This is a genomic window from Streptomyces sp. R35 (genome assembly GCF_041053035.1).
Classification (GTDB): domain Bacteria; phylum Actinomycetota; class Actinomycetes; order Streptomycetales; family Streptomycetaceae; genus Streptomyces; species Streptomyces lutosisoli.
In genome coordinates, this window is sequence record NZ_CP163440.1 from 11,023,535 (window position 1) to 11,041,112 (window position 17,578).

The 17,578-nt window shown below is 70.6% G+C and carries 16 protein-coding genes and 2 pseudogenes; 13 read left to right on the forward strand and 5 right to left on the reverse strand.

Going from position 1 to position 17,578, the window contains the following annotated elements; all coding sequences use genetic code 11:
• Window positions 1-33: 33 nt before the first annotated feature.
• Together AB5J50_RS49835 and AB5J50_RS49840 are read right to left on the reverse strand one after the other, a co-directional pair.
• The gene (locus AB5J50_RS49835; RefSeq protein ID WP_369265112.1) at window positions 34-567 is read right to left on the reverse strand and encodes a HEAT repeat domain-containing protein; all 534 of its coding nucleotides are present in this window, start codon (window positions 565-567) and stop codon (window positions 34-36) included.
• Between the two features lie 66 nt (window positions 568-633).
• Complete coding sequence (locus AB5J50_RS49840; RefSeq protein ID WP_369265113.1) at window positions 634-2,181, reverse strand: glycoside hydrolase family 32 protein; 1,548 nt, start codon at window positions 2,179-2,181, stop codon at window positions 634-636.
• Window positions 2,182-2,358: 177 nt separating this feature from the next.
• Between AB5J50_RS49840 and AB5J50_RS49845 the strand changes: the two genes are divergently transcribed.
• The 4 genes from AB5J50_RS49845 to AB5J50_RS49860 are packed head-to-tail and all read left to right on the forward strand — an operon-like array spanning window position 2,359 to window position 6,964.
• The gene (locus tag AB5J50_RS49845) at window positions 2,359-3,768 is read left to right on the forward strand and encodes an extracellular solute-binding protein (protein WP_369265114.1); all 1,410 of its coding nucleotides are present in this window, start codon (window positions 2,359-2,361) and stop codon (window positions 3,766-3,768) included.
• Window positions 3,765-4,715, forward strand: coding sequence for a carbohydrate ABC transporter permease (locus tag AB5J50_RS49850; RefSeq protein WP_369265115.1), 951 nt, complete (start codon window positions 3,765-3,767; stop codon window positions 4,713-4,715). The genes AB5J50_RS49845 and AB5J50_RS49850 overlap by 4 nt, the downstream gene beginning before the upstream one ends.
• A gap of 15 nt (window positions 4,716-4,730) precedes the next feature.
• A complete protein-coding gene (locus AB5J50_RS49855) occupies window positions 4,731-5,585 on the forward strand; it encodes a carbohydrate ABC transporter permease (RefSeq protein ID WP_369265116.1) in 855 nt (284 codons plus the stop codon).
• Window positions 5,582-6,964: a glycoside hydrolase family 32 protein gene (locus tag AB5J50_RS49860; RefSeq protein ID WP_369265117.1), complete on the forward strand. Its 1,383-nt coding sequence runs from the start codon at window positions 5,582-5,584 to the stop codon at window positions 6,962-6,964. The genes AB5J50_RS49855 and AB5J50_RS49860 overlap by 4 nt, the downstream gene beginning before the upstream one ends.
• Here AB5J50_RS49860 and AB5J50_RS49865 read toward each other — a convergent pair.
• On the reverse strand, window positions 6,927-7,991 hold the full coding sequence (locus AB5J50_RS49865; protein ID WP_369265737.1) for a LacI family DNA-binding transcriptional regulator: 1,065 nt from the start codon (window positions 7,989-7,991) through the stop codon (window positions 6,927-6,929). The two genes, AB5J50_RS49860 and AB5J50_RS49865, sit on opposite strands and share 38 nt — an antisense overlap.
• Before the next feature lie 108 nt (window positions 7,992-8,099).
• Here AB5J50_RS49865 and AB5J50_RS49870 point away from each other — a divergent pair.
• The 8 genes and pseudogenes from AB5J50_RS49870 to AB5J50_RS49905 form a co-directional block, all read left to right on the forward strand.
• Window positions 8,100-8,458, forward strand: a pseudogene (locus AB5J50_RS49870) (aldo/keto reductase); the annotation flags it as partial.
• A 129-nt stretch (window positions 8,459-8,587) separates the two neighbouring features.
• Window positions 8,588-8,923 (forward strand): annotated as a pseudogene (locus AB5J50_RS49875) (cupin domain-containing protein); the annotation flags it as partial.
• Between the two features lie 191 nt (window positions 8,924-9,114).
• Complete coding sequence (locus AB5J50_RS49880) at window positions 9,115-10,152, forward strand: serine/threonine-protein kinase (RefSeq protein WP_369265118.1); 1,038 nt, start codon at window positions 9,115-9,117, stop codon at window positions 10,150-10,152.
• 1,659 nt (window positions 10,153-11,811) lie between these two features.
• Window positions 11,812-12,408: a hypothetical protein gene (locus AB5J50_RS49885; protein ID WP_369265119.1), complete on the forward strand. Its 597-nt coding sequence runs from the start codon at window positions 11,812-11,814 to the stop codon at window positions 12,406-12,408.
• Between the two features lie 158 nt (window positions 12,409-12,566).
• Window positions 12,567-13,025: a DUF1153 domain-containing protein gene (locus tag AB5J50_RS49890; protein ID WP_369265120.1), complete on the forward strand. Its 459-nt coding sequence runs from the start codon at window positions 12,567-12,569 to the stop codon at window positions 13,023-13,025.
• Between the two features lie 155 nt (window positions 13,026-13,180).
• Window positions 13,181-13,759, forward strand: a complete 579-nt coding sequence (locus AB5J50_RS49895) for a hypothetical protein (protein WP_369265121.1) — start codon at window positions 13,181-13,183, stop codon at window positions 13,757-13,759.
• Window positions 13,760-13,818: 59 nt separating this feature from the next.
• The gene (locus tag AB5J50_RS49900) at window positions 13,819-14,037 is read left to right on the forward strand and encodes a hypothetical protein (protein ID WP_369265122.1); all 219 of its coding nucleotides are present in this window, start codon (window positions 13,819-13,821) and stop codon (window positions 14,035-14,037) included.
• A gap of 434 nt (window positions 14,038-14,471) precedes the next feature.
• Window positions 14,472-15,296: a polymorphic toxin type 5 domain-containing protein gene (locus tag AB5J50_RS49905; protein WP_369265123.1), complete on the forward strand. Its 825-nt coding sequence runs from the start codon at window positions 14,472-14,474 to the stop codon at window positions 15,294-15,296.
• Between the two features lie 89 nt (window positions 15,297-15,385).
• Here the strand turns inward: AB5J50_RS49905 and AB5J50_RS49910 are convergent, their stop codons facing one another.
• Both AB5J50_RS49910 and AB5J50_RS49915 read right to left on the reverse strand, forming a co-directional pair.
• Window positions 15,386-15,535: a hypothetical protein gene (locus AB5J50_RS49910; protein ID WP_369265124.1), complete on the reverse strand. Its 150-nt coding sequence runs from the start codon at window positions 15,533-15,535 to the stop codon at window positions 15,386-15,388.
• A gap of 45 nt (window positions 15,536-15,580) precedes the next feature.
• A complete protein-coding gene (locus AB5J50_RS49915; protein WP_369265125.1) occupies window positions 15,581-16,408 on the reverse strand; it encodes a hypothetical protein in 828 nt (275 codons plus the stop codon).
• Window positions 16,409-16,758: 350 nt separating this feature from the next.
• Here AB5J50_RS49915 and AB5J50_RS49920 point away from each other — a divergent pair, with 350 nt between their 5' ends.
• Window positions 16,759-17,433 carry a hypothetical protein gene (locus AB5J50_RS49920; RefSeq protein ID WP_369265126.1) on the forward strand — a complete coding sequence of 225 codons (675 nt, stop codon included), beginning with the start codon at window positions 16,759-16,761 and terminating at the stop codon, window positions 17,431-17,433.
• The last annotated feature ends 145 nt before the right edge of the window (window positions 17,434-17,578 follow it).

Genomic DNA, 17,578 nt, shown 5'->3' on the forward strand with positions numbered 1-17,578 from the left:
CCTGCCCTGGATCTGTCATGTGGGGCACGTTAGCTAGATGCCCTTGGGAGCAGTACGGCGGTGAATGGGACCGCCGGGCGTGTACCAGCCCACCTTCTTGCGCACGGCCGGGGACGGATCCTCGTCGCGGGAGCGGAGCAGCGCGGCGACGGCGTCCGCGTTTTCGTGGACCCACAGTCCTACGAGTTCGGCCGCTCTCATCCTGACCTGCGGGTCCACGTCCTCCTGGAGGAGACGGACGGCGCTCGGCAGAAGCCGGACGCGGTCGGGACGGCAGGCATCCGCGTCCGGCTTGCACCGCAGACAGGAAAGGGCGTGCAGGGCTGCCACCCGCACCCGGGCGTCGGGGTCGTCGAGCCTCGCGATCAGCTCGTCAATGGCCTCCGGGGCGAGCAGTTCGTCCAGCAGATTGCAGCACTGCTCCCGTACCCGTGGCTCGGGGTGGGTCAGTCCGCGCCGGATGGCCGGAAGAGCCGCGGGGCCGCGCCGCAGGAGTGCCCGGAAGGCGTCCGGGCGGCGTGGCTCGCTGCCCAGCGCGTCGATGAGTACGCCGTCTTCGACCGTCACGAACCAAGCGTGCGCGCTCACGGCCTTCGACCCCAACTCCTTTTTGAATGCGGCGAGTTCGGGACCTCACACGGTGAACTCCCGTATCACTGTGTTCCGGAACACCGCCGTGCCCCCGATCGAGAACAGCGCGAGCCCCGTGTCGATCAGATACGGGAACGCCTCCGACGAGTGCGCGTACCGGCCGTCGTCGACGAACATCTCGACGGACGTGCGGTCGACCAGGATCTGCAGCCTCACCGTGCGGGCCGACGGGTCGAAGGGGCTGTGACTCTCCTGCCACTTACTGGAGTTGTCGGGGTTGACGGTGTTGCGGCGGTTGACAAACGCGAAGTCGTTGTAGATGCCGGCGTCGATGTGCCGCCCCCCGTCGGCAGAACGGCGCAGCTGGAGGCCGGCGCCGGTCAGTGTGTCCCAGGTGATCTCGGTCGTCACCTCGTAGGATGTGCCGGTGTAGTCGAGGACGCGGGTGCCGTCGACCTCCAGGTCGCCCAGGTCCACGGTGCGCGAGACGTGGTCGTCCAGGGCGGAGACCGGCCGCGAGGCGAGGTAGTACGTCCCGTTCGAGGCCCGCTTCAGGGTGATGTCGCGGACGATCGAGTCGGTGCCGTTGAAACCGTCGCAGTCGATGGTGGGGGTGGTGTTGGCGTAGTCCCAGTTGTTGAGCCAGCCGATCGCGTGCCGGACGGACGGATCCACTGAACCGTCGTCCCGGCGCTTCTCGAACGTGACGGCCCCGTACCAGTCCCACCCGTGGTCGAGCCACTGCGGATCGCTCGCGTCGGCGGTGAACGTGGTGCCGTCGAAGGAACCGGTCCAGTACGCGTACGTGTTGGGCAGCCCGGCCGCCTTGCCGTTGGCGCTCGCGCCCAGCACCCACTTCGCCGTGCCGTCGTCCGCGGTGCTGCGGAACAGGTCGGGGCACTCCAGGACGCCGAGGCCGTCCTTGATGAATCCGCCGGCGTACGTCCAGGACTTCAGGTCCGCCGAGTGGTAGAAGCCGATCTTGTTGTTCTCGGCGAGGGCCATCACCCAGCGACCGTGTTCCTCGTCACGGACGACCTTGGGATCGCGGAAGTCGGGCACGCCGGGGTTGGCCAGCACCGGGTCGGTGCCGTGGTTGCGGAAGGAGCGGCCGCCGTCGGTGGAGTAGTACAGGTACTGCGCCTGAGTGACCTCGTCGGGCGCCATGGTGGCGATGACGATCACCGCGCCCGCGCCGAAGCCGGCCGTGTTGTCGGTGTCGACCAGTGCCGACCCCGACCAGACGTCGCCGCCCGCGGTGGTGTCCTTCGGCACGGCGATCCCGCGGTCGGTGAACGCGACCAGGTCGGTGCTGGTGGCCAGCCGCCAGGCGGTGCCCGCGGTCGTGCCGCCCGTCAGGTAGTCGGCGTTGTAGAGGTAGTAGTAGTGGTACTCGCCGTCGATCCACACCGGTCGCTGCGGATCGTTCTTCCACTGGTCGGGGACCGTGAAGTGGTACGCGGCGCGGTAACTGGCGCAAGCGGCCGCGGACTTGGGTTTCGCGGCGGCCGGGGGCGCGGCCGGCAGCAGCACGGCTGCCGCGCCCCCGGCCGATCCGGCGAAGAGCGCTCTCCTGGACATCCCACGCATCACACATCGTTCCTCTCGTCACTGAGCTCGTCGAGCTCGGAACGGCGGCTCATGGGGTCAGGACTGTGCGGCCTAACTCGTTAAAGGTCAAGGGGTGCACGACTCTTGACAGCGCCGTCGCGCACTTCCCATCATCTGGGGCATCAACCCTGAACTAACACGAGTTAGGCCCGTTGGATGACCGACTCGCACATCTCCCGCCGCAGGCTGCTGCGGTACGGCGCCTACGGCGCGGGTGCCGCCGCCCTGACCGGTACCGCAGCGAGCTGGGACCGGCTCACCGGAGCCGACATACCCGGCCGCGACGACGGTTCCCTCGTCGTCGCCACCCTCGGCCCCGCCTACGGGCCGGAGGCCATCCGCACCCTCACCGAGGGCTTCCGCGAGGTGCACCCAGACATCAAGCTCCGGATCAACGCGGTGCAGGCCGTCGACTGGTCGGACTTCTTCGCGAAGATCCTCACCCAGATCGCGGCGGGTACCGCCCCCGACCTCGTCTACGTCGCCACCGAGGGCGTCCAGCTCTTCGCCCAGCGGCTGGGTGTCGCGCTGGACCAGTGGGTGAAGCGGGACGCGGCCGAACTGCGCGAGTACTTCGCCGACGTCCACCCCTCGCTGGTGGAGTCGATGATGTACGAGGGCAGCCTCTACCAGCTGCCGGTCGAGTTCAACGCGGCCGACATGTACCTGAACAACCAGGTCCTGAAGCGGGCGGGCGCGAGCTTCCCCGCGGCCGACTGGACCCGCGACGACTTCACCGCGCTGCTGCGGGACATGAAGAAGTCCAGCGGCAGCCAGTTCACCCCGTACTTCTGGACCAACCGCCTGTGGGGCGGCGTGGTGCCCTGGCTCTTCGCCAACGGCACGAACCTGCTCACCGAGTCCAAGGCGCCCGGCGGCGCCTGGCTGTGGGACTCCTTCTACCCGGCCGCCGAACGGCAGGGCCGCGGGGGCGGCTTCCAGTGGACGACCCCGCAGGCCACACACGACCGCGTGGAGGAGGCGTACGACTATCTCGCCTCCCTCATCCAGGAGGACCTGTGCACCCGCCCCGAGGGCGGCAACGGCCAGAACCTCGTCGGCGTGTTCTCCACCGGCCGGGTCGGCGTCACGCCGGCCGGCGGCTTCTGGGCGGGCGGTCTGCATCTCGCAGGCATGCAGGCGGCCGACTACGACGTGCAGTACTTCCCGCGCTGGCGCACCCAGCGCATGCAGTTCGGCGCCGCCGGCTACGCCCTGCTGCGCACGTCGAAGCGGCAGGAGGAGGCCTGGGAGTTCATCAAGTACGCCGCCCGAAGGGACACCCTGATGCGGCTGTTCAAGACCAACCAGACCACCCCGGCCCGCCGTTCGATGCTGACCGCCGACCGCTACCGGGAGACCGGCCCGAACCACTGGCAGACCTTCTACGACACCCTCGACAAGTTCCCCGACACCGGGCCGATCCCCGCGCCGCCGCAGGTCGCCGAGGTCGAGCAAGTGCTGCTCAAGCACACCGGAACCGCGCTCGCCGCACGGCGCTCGGTGGGCCCCGCGCTGCGCCGGATGCAGGGCGATCTCGAGAAGGCCATGGAGCGTGACGTATGACGAACACTCGGACTCCCGCCCGGACAAGGACGGTGGCTCCCCCGCCCGTGGCCCCCGCGCGGCCGTCCGCCCGCGACCGCGGCACCCGCCTGCTGGCCACTTTGTTCCTGGCCCCGACCATCGTCGGCATCGTCGTCTTCACGGTCGTCCCGATCGTCGGCTCGGTGGTGCTCAGCCTCTTCCACTGGAACGTGATCGACGACCCGAGCTTCGCGGGGGCCGCCAACTACCGCGAGATGCTGAGCGATTCGACCGTTCTGGTGTCCTTCCGCAACACGCTCGTGTTCATGGTGCTCGCGGTCGCCCTCCAACTGCTGATCGCGCTGGTGCTGGCGCTCGCGGTGAACGGGCGGATGCCGGTGTGGCTGCGCTCGGTGTTCCGTTCGGCATTCTTCTTCCCGCTGGTGCTGTCCGCCGCGTCGATCTCGGTGGTGATGAAGTACCTGTTCAACCAGGACTTCGGTGTCGTCAACTGGCTGCTCGGGCTGATCGGCATCGCTCCGGTGCCGTGGCTCACCTCCGAGAACTCGGCGATGGCGGCGGTCATCCTGGTCTACGTCTGGCAGCAGTTCGGCTTCTCCTTCCTGCTGTTCGTCGGGGGCCTGAACAACATCCCCAAGGAGATCCACGAGGCCGCCTCCCTCGACGGCGCGACCGGTCTGCGCAAGCACCTCAACGTCACGCTGCCGCTGCTGTCACCCACCCTGCTGGTCGCGTCGGTGGTCGGCATCATCAACGCCCTGCAGGTCTTCGAACAGCCGTACGTCCTCACCAACGGCGGGCCCGGCGACTCCACCCGCACCGTCGTGATGGTCATCTACGAGAGCGCGTTCGAGCAGCTCCGCTTCGGCGAGGCGTCCGCGGTGGGCGTGCTGCTGTTCGTGCTGATCATGGCGGTCACCGCCCTCCAGTTCCGGCTCAGCCGGCGTTTCGTCCACTACCAGTGAGCCGGTGAATCCCCTATGACCCAAGCGACTTCGACCGTGAGCCGGGCCCGTCACTCGCTCGCTCCGTGGGCGCGGATCACCGGACTGGCGGTGTGCGCCCTGCTGACGCTCGGTCCGGTCATCTGGACCGTCTCCACCTCGCTGCGCACGCCGGCCGAGTCCTTCGACCTGCCGCCGAGGATCATTCCGACCAGCCCGACCGTGGAGTCGTACCGCGGGGTCTTCGACCAGATCGATGTGTGGCTGCTCGCTCTGAACTCCACACTCGTGACCGCTTTGATCGCGGTCGGGCAGATGATCACCGCAGGTCTCGCCGGTTACGCGTTCGCTCGTCTCGAATTCCGTTTCAAGAAGCCGCTGTTCGGACTGGTCCTCGCGACCATGATGGTCCCCTTGCAGGTCACGATCGTTCCGGTGTTCCTGGTGCTCAAGTCGATGAGTCTGACCGACACGCTGCTCGGTCTGATCATTCCGGCGTTTCCGACCGCGTTCGGCACCTTCCTGATGCGCCAGTACTTCCTCGGCATGCCGAAGGACCTGGGCGAGGCGGCGATGCTGGACGGCTGCGGGCCCTGGCGCATCTTCCGCTCGGTCTACGCCCCGCTGGCCGCGCCCGGCCTCGCGATCGTCGGCGTGCTGGCCTTCAACTACCACTGGAACGAGTTCTTCCGGCCGCTGATCCTGGAGACCTCCGGCCAGAACTACACCCTGCCGCTGGGCCTCGTCTCCCTCCAGGGCAATCTTGGCACCGGCTCCATCTCGGTCGTCCTCGCCGGTGTCGTCCTTTCCATGATCCCCGCCGTCGCCGTGTTCGTCGTCGGCCAGCGCCCTCTGCGCGAGGGCATCACGTCCGCAGGAGTCAACCGTTGAAGCACGACCCCAACGCCCCGCGTTTCAGGGTCCGTCCGCCCGCCCACTGGATCAACGACCCGAACGGGCCCTTCCGTTGGCGCGACCGCTACCACCTCTTCTACCAGCACAACCCCGACGCCCCGCGCCACGAGAACGTCCACTGGGGCCATGTCTCCAGCCCCGACCTCGCCCACTGGGAACACCACCCCGTCGCGCTCACCCCGACACCCGGCGGCCCCGACGAGGCGGGCTGCTGGTCCGGGTGCGTGGTCGACGACGACGGCGTACCGACCGCCGTCTACACCGGCATCGACCGCCACCACAGCGGCCTCGGCACCATCTGCCTGGCCCGGGCGGTCGTCCCGGACGACGAGACCCTCACCGACTGGAAGCCCCTGCCCACACCGGTCGTGACCGGCCCGCCGGCCGGCCTGGACGTCGTGATGTTCCGCGACCCGTTCGTCTTCCGCAGTGGTGGGCGGCGCTGGGCACTGGTCGGGGCGGGCCACGCCGACGGCACGCCGTCGGTCCTGCTGTACGACTGCGACGACCTGGCCGACTGGCGGTTCGCCGGTGTGCTGCTCGACGGCAACGACCCTGTGGCGACGGACGTGTTCGGCGACAAGGCGGTCGGCTGGGAGTGCCCGCAACTGTTCGCGACGGCGGGCGGGGAGTGGGTGCTCGTGGTGTCGCTGTGGGACGGCGACCCGATGGCCACGGGCTGTCTGACGGGCCGTCTGGAGCCGGACGGCGAAGGTGGGTTGCGGTTCGGGACACGCACCGGCGGCCGGCTCGACCACGGGCGGGACTTCTACGCACCCGCCGTCCTCCAGGAGGCGGACCGGGCCCTGATGTGGGGCTGGTCCTGGGAGGCCCGTGAGCAGGGCGAGGTGGACGCTGCGGGCTGGGCCGGTGTCCTCACCGCGCCGAGGGTCGTGGACGTCCGTCCGGACGGCGCGCTGAGCGTCGTACCGGCTCCGGAGCTGCAACTGCTGCGCGCGGCCGAGCCGTTCGCCACCGCACCGGAACGCACCCCGCTGCCGCAGTCGTACGACCTGACGGTCACCGCCCGCACACCGACCACCGTCAGTCTGCTGCGCTCTGCCTCCGGCGCGGAGCTGACGATCCGGCTGGACCCGGACGAAGGCACCGTGACCCTGGATAGCAGCGACTGGCCGCGGACCCGGAGCGAGGGGTCGGCGCCCCTCGTCGTGCGGGCGCCCGCGCGGGAGGTGCGCATCCTCGTCGACGGCTCCCTGTTCGAGCTGTTCGCCGACGATCGCGCCACCGTCACCGAGCGGATCTACCGACGTCCGGACGACGTGCCCGAGCTCGTCGTGACCGGAGCCGGGGCCACCGTCATCGGATGGGAGCAGGTCCCACCGACGAGCGGCTGATCACCGGGCAGGCGAGACGCCGTACCGTCGCGGGCGGCGTCTTGCCGGTCTCGATGGCGTCGAGGAGGAGCCGGGTGGCCGCCTCGCCCATCGCCCGGTGCGGGAGGGCGACGGTGGTGAGGGGCGGGGACAGGAAGGCGGCCATGTGCTCCTGGTCGTCGTACCCGACCACGGACAGCTCTTCGGGGACGGTGATCCCGAGCCGGGCAGCGGCGTGCAGTGCGCCCGCGGCGACGCGGTCGTTGTAGCAGAAGATCCCGGTGGGGCGGCGGTTGGCGGGCACGCCGTCGAGCAGCCGCAGCGCTCCCTCGTAGCCGCCGGAGATCTCGCCGCCGGTCCGCACGACCCACTCCTTGGGGACGGTGATCCCCTCGGCGCGCAGCGCGTCACGGAAGCCGCGCAGCCGCTCGACCGAGGCGATGTCGTCGAGGCCGCCGACGTGGGCGATCCTGCGGTGCCCCTCGTCGAGGAGCAGGCGGGCGGCCGTACGGCCTCCGGCGCGTTCGGCGGGGATGACGGCAGGCAGCGAGTCGTCCTCGGGGACGCAGTTGGCGAGGACGGAGTGGGTGCGGTGCAGGCCCTCTGGGACGCGGACGCGGCGCAGGGAGAAGGCGGCGTAGATGATGCCGTCCACGCGTCGGTCGAGGAGCTCGGCGACCGCGGCGTCCTCCTTGGCGGGGTCGCCGCCGGAGTCGACGGTCAGGACGAGGTGCTCGTTGTCCCAGGCGGTGTCCATCGCGCCGCGCAGCAGCCGGCCGGCGAAGGGCGAGGAGGCGATCTCGTCGGTGACCAGGCCGATCACGGCCGTACGACGGCGGCGCAGGCCGCGGGCGACGGGGTCGGGGCGGTAGCCGAGCTGGGCGGCGGCCTGGCGGATGCGTTCCTGGGTGGCGGGCGAGAGGTTGCCCTCGGCCCGGCCGTTGAACACGAAGGAGACCGCGGTGTGCGACACGCCGGCGAGCCGCGCGACGTCCCGGGACGTGGGGCGTCCATGGCCTGCCGGCTGCTTCTCCTCGGTGCTGCCCATGCCGTCCGCTGCCTTCATCCCCCGCCAGTTCCCCGCCCGTCCGCTTGATCACTGCTCACCCTATCCGTGACGCTGGGCGGACGACACAGTCGAAGGGAAGGTCCGGGAGTGGTCAGCATCCCGGTACACACGCTCAACGACGGCACCGGTTCCCGGCGATCGGCCTGGGCGCCTGGCCCATGAGCGACGCGGAGGCGGAAGGGGCGGTGGCGGAGGGCCTGCGCCTGGGCGACCGCCTGGTCGACACGGCGACGAGCTACCACAACGAGGCCGGTGTTGGGCTCGGCGTCGCCCGCAGCGGCGTCCCCCGCGAGGAGGCCGTGGTGACGACCAAGCTCCCGGGCCGGCACCACGGGTACGAGGAGAACCTGGCCTCCTTCGAGGAGTCCCGCGACCGGCTCGGCCTGGACTACGTCGACCTGTGTCTCATCCACTCGCCGCTGCCCCGCGCCGGCAAGTACGTCGACTGGGCGGAGATCCGGATGTGCACGAGGAATTCCGAGATCTGTTGAATCCGGACCCAACTGCCCATCTCTGCCTCTATGTTCGCAGCGGTACGTCCTCGATCATCCGCTCGCGCCTCTGACGGTCCCCGTATACGCACTGCGCTCCGCGTCGGCATAGCCGGGGCGGTGGCCGCGGCCACCCCCCTCACCTGCGGCACCGCTCAGGCGACACCGCCGGGACCTGGTGTCACGGGCAAGCTGATCAGCCAGATCACCATCGGCGACACCGACTACGTCGTACGGGAGGTCACCTTTCCGCCCGGCCAGGCCACCGGCTGCACGACCACGACGGTCTCGTCAACGGGTACGTGAAGCAGGGCACGCTCACGCACTACCACGCGGACTGTGCGACTGACGGCGTCAATCCGAGGGGCACGACCGTTGCGTGAGCCGGGCGGGCCGAGCGATGTCCACCTCGGCCGGAACCTCGACGGCACCGCGCTCGCCGTGGTCGGGCGGGTGCGGTGTCTTTTCCGGGTTGGGTCTGTCCTGGAGTAGGGCTGGGGCGGTGGGTGGTGTGGGGCGGTGGTGTGGGCTGCTGGATAGTATTTGTGTATGGATGGGTGGTTTGCCGGTTTCGCGGGGTCGGGGTTGCGGGTGTGGGCGGGGTGTGTGTGATGGGTGCGGGACCGGATGTGCCGGGTGCGGGTGGGTCGGGGGAGAGGGAGGTGTATACGGGGCGGGCTTCGGGTTTGGTAGGGGCGCAGATTGCGGGGTACCGGGTGGAGCGTGAGATCGGGCGGGGGGGTATGGCCGTGGTGTATTGCGCGCGGGATCTACATCTGGACCGCACGGTGGCGCTGAAGCTGCTGGCTCCGGAAATGGTCCGCAATGAGACGTTCCGCCGGCGTTTCACGTATGAATCGCGGGTGGCGGCTGCGATTGACCATCCGCATATTGTGCCGATTTTTGAGGCCGGTGAGACGGATGGTGTCCTGTATATCGCCATGCGTTATGTGCCGGGGCTGGATCTGCGGGCTCTGCTGGACCGGGACGGCCCGTTGCCGGTGGAGACGGCGCTGCGTATTGCGGCTCAGGTGGCGTCGGCGCTCGATGCGGCGCATGAGCATGATCTGGTGCACCGGGATGTCAAGCCCGGGAATGTTCTGGTGGCCCGGGGCACGGACAGTGATCATCCCGAGCATGTGTATCTCACGGATTTCGGGCTGACGAAGAAATCGCTGTCGTTGACCGGGTTCACCACGGTGGGCGAGTTCGTCGGCACGCTGGATTATGTGGCACCGGAGCAGATTTCGGGCCGTCCGGTGGACGGCCGGTGTGATCTGTACAGCCTGGCCTGCGTCGTCTACGAGATGCTGGCGGGCGGGCCGCCTTTCCGGCGGGATGACGACATCGCGCTGCTATGGGCGCATCAGTACGATGCTCCGCCTGCTCTGAGTGAGAGGCGGCCGGGCACTGCGCCGGCGATGGACGACGTGCTGGCCAGGGCGCTGGCGAAGGTTCCCGAGGACCGTTACGGCTCCTGCCTGGAATTCGTGGCGGCTCTGCGCGCCGCTGCGGGGAGCGCCGGCGGGGGTGAGCATCCGCCGGCGCGGGCGGGCGGTGGTTCTGCCGGGGCCGCGCAGCCTGTCGGGCCGGCCCCGGATCCGCCGCTGTGGGCCCGGCCGGTCTTTGTCCGTTCGTCCGGTGACTGAGGCTGCCCGTCGGGTGTCGTGGGGGTGTTGACGGCTGCTGGTCCCCGCTGTTGTGCGGTGTGTGGTCGGTGGCGGGCTGATGGCCGGGCGGCGGGAGGTCGCGCAGGGGTGGGGCCGGGGGCGGCCGGGCGCCTCGCGCGGGCGGGACGGACACGGTGATCGCCAGGGGTCGGCGGGTTTGCCGTGGTGCGGCGGTGGCGGCGGATCTGGCGGCCGGGGCCCTGTGGTTCATGGCCGGGGTGGCTGGCGGTGGACGTTGCGGCGGATGGAGGCGGTGCGCGGCCGCCGGGTTGTGCACGCCCCTGCATGCCCCGGCGCGTCGCCGGGTGCTGCGGCGGCACGGCTGGTGGTGCCGGGTGCCGGGTGCCGGGTGCCGGGTGCCGGGTGCCGGGCCGGCGGGCGGGGGGACACGGCGGCCGGGGATGTGTGGCGGCAGGGGGAGGGGGCGCGGCGGCGGTTGGATCGTCCGGGGGCGCCGGTGATGCCGCGGGCGTTCGGCTGCTGTGAGACTTCATTGCATGTGGCGAGTCTGCTGTGACGGACGGGTGTTTCTGCCCTGTTCTCCGAAGTGCCGCCGACCGGGCTGCGGACAGCTGTTGGCGGCGGGGCTTGGTCAGCTACTTTCCCGGTAGGTCATGAACCAGTGCGTGTCGAAGTAGCGGCGGTGCAGACGCCGAGCGCCAGCTGGCTAGGACATCGTTCGCTCCACGCCCCGCCGGTGCCGGCTCGGCCGCTGGGGTTCTGCGTGGCCGTGGAGCGCCGGCGGTGCGGGGCCGCTGCCGCCACCGGATGGCGAGGGACCGCCTTGACCTGCTGGAGGCCGGGTGAGTGCCTCGCGTCTGGTCTGGCGGTTCTGTCCCGGCCGGCGGCCGCAGCGGTGTGAGGGCTTCGCGTGGGGCAGTGGCAGTGGCAGTGGCAGTGGCAGTGGCAGTGGCAGTGGCCGTGACCGTGACCGGCCGGCCGGCCGTCGCCCGCCGGCGGCTCGGCGGTCCTCTCGTGCTGGTCCGGGACCGTCTCCCCGCGCCGCGGCCGTTCAGCGCCGGCCGCGGCGGGCCGGCCGTCTGTCAACTGCCGTCCTGACCCCGCGGCTTCAGCCGGTGGAAGGTGTCCCCTTCAGTGGTGCGGCGCGGTTGTTGGTCCGGTGCCGGCTGCGCCGTCCCCGGCCCTCTGGTCCGCGCTCGGGGACGGCGTGCGCGGGGTGCGGGGTGGGGCAGTGGCGCGGTGAGTGTGCCGGCGGGGGTCGGCGGGGCTTGTTGCGTCCGGCTGGGCCTGCCCGTCGCGCATGCTGCCGGGCAGGAGGGCAGGAGCGGTGTGCGCGTGCCGGTGCTGTCGGGGGCGGGAGGCGGTTTCCCCGGCCGTGGAGGCGGCCTCCGGCGTTTTGTCTCGGCGGCTTCTACCCGGCGTCTTTGGATCCGTCAAGTCCCGAGCCCTCGGAACGTGACCGGGTTCGGCGGTTTTGGCCTACTTGAAGTGCGGGCCTCACCGGAAAGGAAATTGAGGCAGTGCGGTAGGGGCGGAAATCCTCACCGGGGTTGTCTCTTTCACCGGTCCGCGGGTTGTTCCGGTATGGCGGTTCCGGTCGGAAACCGGTCCGCCGGCCATTGTCCAGAATTCCTGGGGCGCGTCAATGAGCCCCTCTGTATTGCTAGGAGAAATTCCATGACTCGTAATGTTCACACCCACAGTGATGTCCGTTCCCGGCGGCGTGGCCTGCGTTTTGCGACGCTCTTCGCCTCGGCCGCGGTGATCTCGGGGGGCATTCTCCTTCCGGCGTCCTCCGCGATGGCCGCCCCGATGCCGGCCTCGCATGTCGTGAGCTTCGTTCACGGCGGCGGCGTCGGCGGTGACGGAGGGGATGGCGGCGGCGGCCTCATCGGCGGCGGCGGCGGCTCCGGCGGCTCTGGTGGCGGCAGCGTGCTGGGCACCGGCGGTGACGGCGGCAAGGGCGGCAACGGCGGCAACGGTGTCCTGTCCGGCGGCGGCGGTGGCGGCGGCGGTGGCGGCGGCGACGGTGTCGTCGGCGGCAACGGCGGCAAGGGCGGCAACGGTGGCACCGGCCTGTTCGGCGGCAACGCCGGCGGTGGCGGTGGCGGCGGCGACGGCGTCCTGAAGGGCGGCAACGGCGGCAAGGGCGGCAACGGCGGCGACGGTGTCTTCCAGGGCGGCAACGGCGGCAAGGGCGGCAAGGGCGGCCTGGGTGGTCTCTTCGGCGGCCTGGGCGGCGGCGGCGGCGCGGGAGGCAGCAGCATCTTCTGACGCTCCCGCGCCGGCAGCCCCGAAAAGGGGCTGCGGCGTCCGGGCCCTGGTGGCCCGCCCCGGCGGGGTGGAGGTCAAAGCGGCCTCCACCCCCCACCCCCCACCTCCTTCAAATTTTCACCTCGTGTGACACCTCGTGACGGAAACGGAGAATCCCCATGTCCAGAAGGCTCTGGCAGCGTCCCCTCGTCCTGGCGGTCGCCTCGGTGGCCCTGGCCACCGGCACCGCGTGCGCCGCGCAGGCGTCGCCGGGTGCCACGCCGGCCACCGGCCGCGCGGTCCTGGCCGACCAGTCCTCCCACTGCGGCAAGGGCGGAGAAGGCGGGAAGGGCGGGGAAGGCGGCAGGGGCGGTGAGCCCGGCCGGCCGGGTGAGCCCGGCAAGCCCGGCACGTCCGGCTGCTTCCGGTTCGGCGATCTGCCCGACAAGCCCGCATCGAAGCTCACGGTGATCGACAAGATACGGATCGTGATGGCGGTGGAGTCCGGGCAGGCGAAGAAGGCCGAGGTCGCCAAGAAGTACAAGGTCTCGGAAAAGGAGATCGACACCTGGGCCAAGCAGTTCCGCGACGGTGACTGGGCCGCGCTGATGGGGGTGAACTTCCTCTCCGGCTCCTGAGGGGCCTTTAGACCGGGCCGGCCTGCTCGATACAGGGCCCGCCCGGTGGCCTCTTCCGCACTTGTCCTTACGGGCGGAGGGGAAGAGGCGGGAAAAGGAAACCGCGTCAAGGAAACCGCGTCACGGAAACGAATTCTTCGGGAAGGGAGAATTTCATGCGTATGCGCTCTTGGAAAATCCGTCTCGGTCTCACGGTCTCGGCTGCCCTGACCGCTGGTCTGGCGGCCGGCGCGCTGGCGCCGGCCGCGATGGCGGCGCCGATGCCGCAGGGGCATGCGGCCACGGCGCAGGCCGCCCAAAATCTGCCGGCCGCGGACGGCGGGGGCACGCAGCCGGGCGGCACCGCGCGCGGCACCGTCGGCAGTATCACGGTGGCAGGCGGCAGCGTCCGTATCGGCGACCGGGTGTGCGCGGGCCAGTGCAACGGGACGGTCAACGGGAGCAGCGGTACGGGCGGCGGGATCTGTGCCGGGATCTGCAACGGCAGCGCCAACGGCGGCAACGGCACGGCCGGCGGTCCGGGCCGGGACGGGACGGACGGCGGGAACGGCGGGATCTGCGCCGGGATCTGCGGCGGCAGCGCCAACGGGGGCAACGGCGGCAATGGCGGGGACGCGGTGGGCTCCGGTGACGGCGGCGCCGGCGGCAGGGGCGGCAACGGCGGGATCTGCCTCGGCGCAGGCTGCCAGAGCAGCGGCCAGGGCGGGCGCGGCGGCAACGGGGGAGCCGGCTGAGGCCGACCATCTCGTGCCGCCGCCGGGCCGGCGGCCCGGGCGGTTTTCGAGTCTGTGAGGTGCCGGCGTACACGCGAACGTGGCTCTGGGTCCTGCGCAAGAACCCCGGAAGCTACGCGGCGTCAGCCGACCGGTACATCACCACCGACGCGCCGTACCAGTTCAGCACCGCCACGCGCCGGCCCCTGTCCACCTCGCTGGACGCGGCCGCCTACCTCACCGGACGCGATGTCGCGGCGGCGGACTGTGCGTTCGCCGGAACCGCCTGTACGCACTGACTGCTCTCAGACCTCAGGCGAGATGGTCCGTACGGGCATTGTCGGACCGCCCACCAGGCGGTGGAGGAGTTCCGCCGCCACGAGACGCGCTCGCAGGCGCACGGCGCCCAACTGCTGTCCGACGACGTGAGCTTCGCGTGGGTCGTCGTGGCACTGATCGGCGTCGGCCTGGACGCCGCGGCGTTGGCGTCGCTGCTGCGCGATGCGCCCGGCCGTCGAGGCGTTCAACCAGAGCGGCGATGTGGCGGCGTTCCGCCGACAACTGCTCGCCAATCCCGCGCTGGAGGAGAGCATCCTTACCGCGGCCACCCGGGCCGCCGAGGCGGAGGCGCAGGCGCGGGGCCGCCTGGCGGAGCATCCTTTAGCCGACGCACAACGTGCTGTACGCGGTGCCGATCCCTGGCACGGTGGAGTTCGGCTAGCTCGTCTACGCGGTGTTTCTCAGCATCCGTCAGGGCATCCGCGAGTTCGAACGGTTCCTGCGCACTGGGCAGGCGGCCGAACTGGGCCTTGAGGCGGCACGGTTCGCCGCGCCGGAGATGGCCCAGGACCTGGCGACGCTGAAGAACTCCTACCTGCGCGCCATCGCCGGCATGGGCACCGTCCGAGCGCACGCCCGGACGCTGGGGCTCGGCGAGCGGGAGACCAGCGCGTTCCTGCGGATGTGGGGCGAGCGCCCGACGCCGATGACTGCCGAACAGGTGGCCCAGGAGATGGACGTCTGGAACACCATGCGGCAGCAGGGCTTGCCGTCCGCATTGTCCTCCGCAGAGGAAGCCGCTCCGGTGACGCTGAAGGCCAGTGTCCTGCCGCACCACTCTTCGAAGCCGGCGTTCATGGAGGCCATGCGCAGACGACTGCTGGCCCAACGGGCCTCGGGAAAGCCGTCACTGCTCGGCTTCCTGCTCGACGCGGACGGTCAGTGGCAGAAGGGTTCGTTCGTCGCCCGCTCCGGCCGGCCGATGCACGGCCGCTACGCGCTGTCCGATCCCGACCAGCAGATCGTCCAGGCGGGGCACCTGCAGTCGCACTGGTACGCCAGGGCCATGTCGAGGCGGGACTACCTGATGCTTGAGGACGCGGACCTGAACGGGGTGACCGGGTCCGCCGAGGCGGCCGGGCCGGTGACGAGCAAGCCCGCGGTGCTCATCGAGGACTATCCGGTGGACATCCCCACGGCCCGGCTGTGGGAGGCCCACGGCTGCCTGACGCCGGGCACGGTGTCGGCCGCACCCGTCGTCGAGCGTCCTGCCCTCTGAAGTGGCCCAGGCCGTGAGCCGCGAAGGGGCAGTCAACCCACCGTCCCAACTCCTCGCTGCCGCAAGTGTCGGAAGCAGATCGGTCACGGTCACAGGACGCCGGCGTGCCCGCCTCTGATGAGTGCGGTCAGCGCCGCCCGCTCGGACAGCACCCCTGCGTCGGCGACCGTGATGCCCAAGCGGGCACGGAGGGAGGTCACTTCCTCGCCCGCGTCGTCCGGGGAGCCGGGAGGAACCACGGGTGGGCCCCGTGGACGCTTCGGGGTCCACCGAGGTGCTCAGGATCAGCTGATGCAGACCAGCCCGAGCAGGCAGAGCCCTGACGGCGAGGAGGAGTCGGACGGTGAGGCGGTCGCCGACGAGGTGTCCGTGTTTGAGGTGCCGGTGCTGTCGGTGGCCGAGGGCGTGGGTGAGGCCGTCGTCTCCGTAACGGTGTCCGTGGCATCGGACACCGTGGAGGCGGCCTGCGACTCGGCAGAGGACGCCGTCGTCGTCAGGGGAGTCGTGCCGCCGGCCTGCTGGATCGCCTGGGTCGTCGGCGTGGTCTGGGGCGCTGCGGCGGACTGCTCGCGCGGTGTGTTCGCCGTGGAGGAGCGCGTGGCGGACGATGTGCGCTGGTACCGGCGTGTCTCGGTCGGCGTCGACGGGGCCGCAGTGGGCTCCGTGGCCTGCTCCTGCGCGATTCCCATGGCCTCCCTGTCAGGCGCGGATGCAGCCTGCGTCCGATCCGTGGACTGCCGGTCCATCGAGGAGACGGTCAGGCCGCCGCCGACCAGGGTGACCGCGGTGGCCACCAGGGCTCTGCGCTGGGTCTTCCTCCAGCGCTCCCGCTGGCGACGCCGTGCCGCCCGGCCCATCGGCGTCGGGGAGGGGGAGTCCGGGCCGTTGCACGGGTACTCCTGCGGTGCCTCGCCGAATTCCTCGGCGCCGGGCTCCGCGTCGTGCCAGAAGTGGGACGGGGCCTGCCACGCTGCTGCGCCCGGCGCGGGCGTTGCGTCGGCGAGGGGAGCGATGCCCGGGGCACAGGCGCCGCACCCGGGGCACACCAGGGCGCCGTTGAGATGCCGGCGGCACGTGGAGCAGTAGTCCATCTGCGATCTTCCTGTGTTCACTTTCGCACGGGGGAGCGAGCCGCGAGCAAAGGTAGCGAGGCTTTCGAAAGGGTGTGTGCAGCCTGTGTGGCACTCCTGCGCAGATGTGTCCGGGGCGTGGCCGCTGGACGACGCATCCACGTGCCATATCCGTTGGTTGCACGACTTTGGCCCGCTTCTTGGTTCGGACCGGTGCTGTTCAGCAGATGTGCGGCCACGGTGGGCGGCGGGACCCGGGATCTGTGCCGGCAGCGGGGTTCGGGAAAGCCGGGCAGGCGCAGGGGGGGGCGGGGGCCGGCTCGGCGTCGGTTGCGGCGCAGAGGCGCAGAAGCCGGACGTGTTCTCCGTCGGCGGGCCGAAGGATGAGCCGCTTGCCGTCGCCCCTGTCCGGCGTCGAGCGCTTTGAGGATCCGGTCGCTGTTCTCGGCGACGACGCGGGGGTGGAAGAGCACCACTGGTCCGAGGTCGAGGCGGCGCTCGTCGACGGCGAGGGCGAACTCCTGGCACACGCCGGGGACGGGACGTGGCCCGCCGGTCAGGAGGGCTCGCAGGCAGGGGGAGTCCTGGCCGTTCAGGGTGCAGCTGATCCGGGGCAGGAGCGGGGAGAGCTCGCAGTGTCCGTCGACGAGGAGCCGTTCCGCGCGCGGGGCGTTCCGCGAGCTGGGGTCCACCTCGTCGGGGACGGGAAAGTACTGCTCGCAGTGGCGCTGTATGACATCGAGGTCTTCGGCATACCGCCGCAGTTGTTCGGTCCGATGGAGCACCGCGTCGGGCTTGGGTGGCAGGTCACCGCCTCCGACGGCCCGCCCACCGGTACGGACCTCGAAGCGGCCGTCGGCCGCGATGCGCTGGTGCACCTTCAGCAGGCGATGGGCGGCCGTCGGTTCCACCTGGTTCAAGGAGAACGTGAAGCGCAGCGAGACCAGGCGCCACGATCGTTGGGAACCGTCAACTGCAGGCTGCCGCCGGGCAGGAGCATTGCTCAGGACTTGGACGGACGCGGAAGGCGTACCTTCCCGAATGATCCTTTGATGGTCACCGAGTAGGCCCGTGTTCGTAGCGCGGGTCGGGAAAGCACGTCCGTGCTCAGCGCAGTGAACGCCGACCGTTCCACCGAGTCCGGCTTCCGGGCGGTTCTCCTCGAAGGTCCTGTCGCCGTGGTGCCGCAAGTCGCCGAAGACCTCCGAGGTA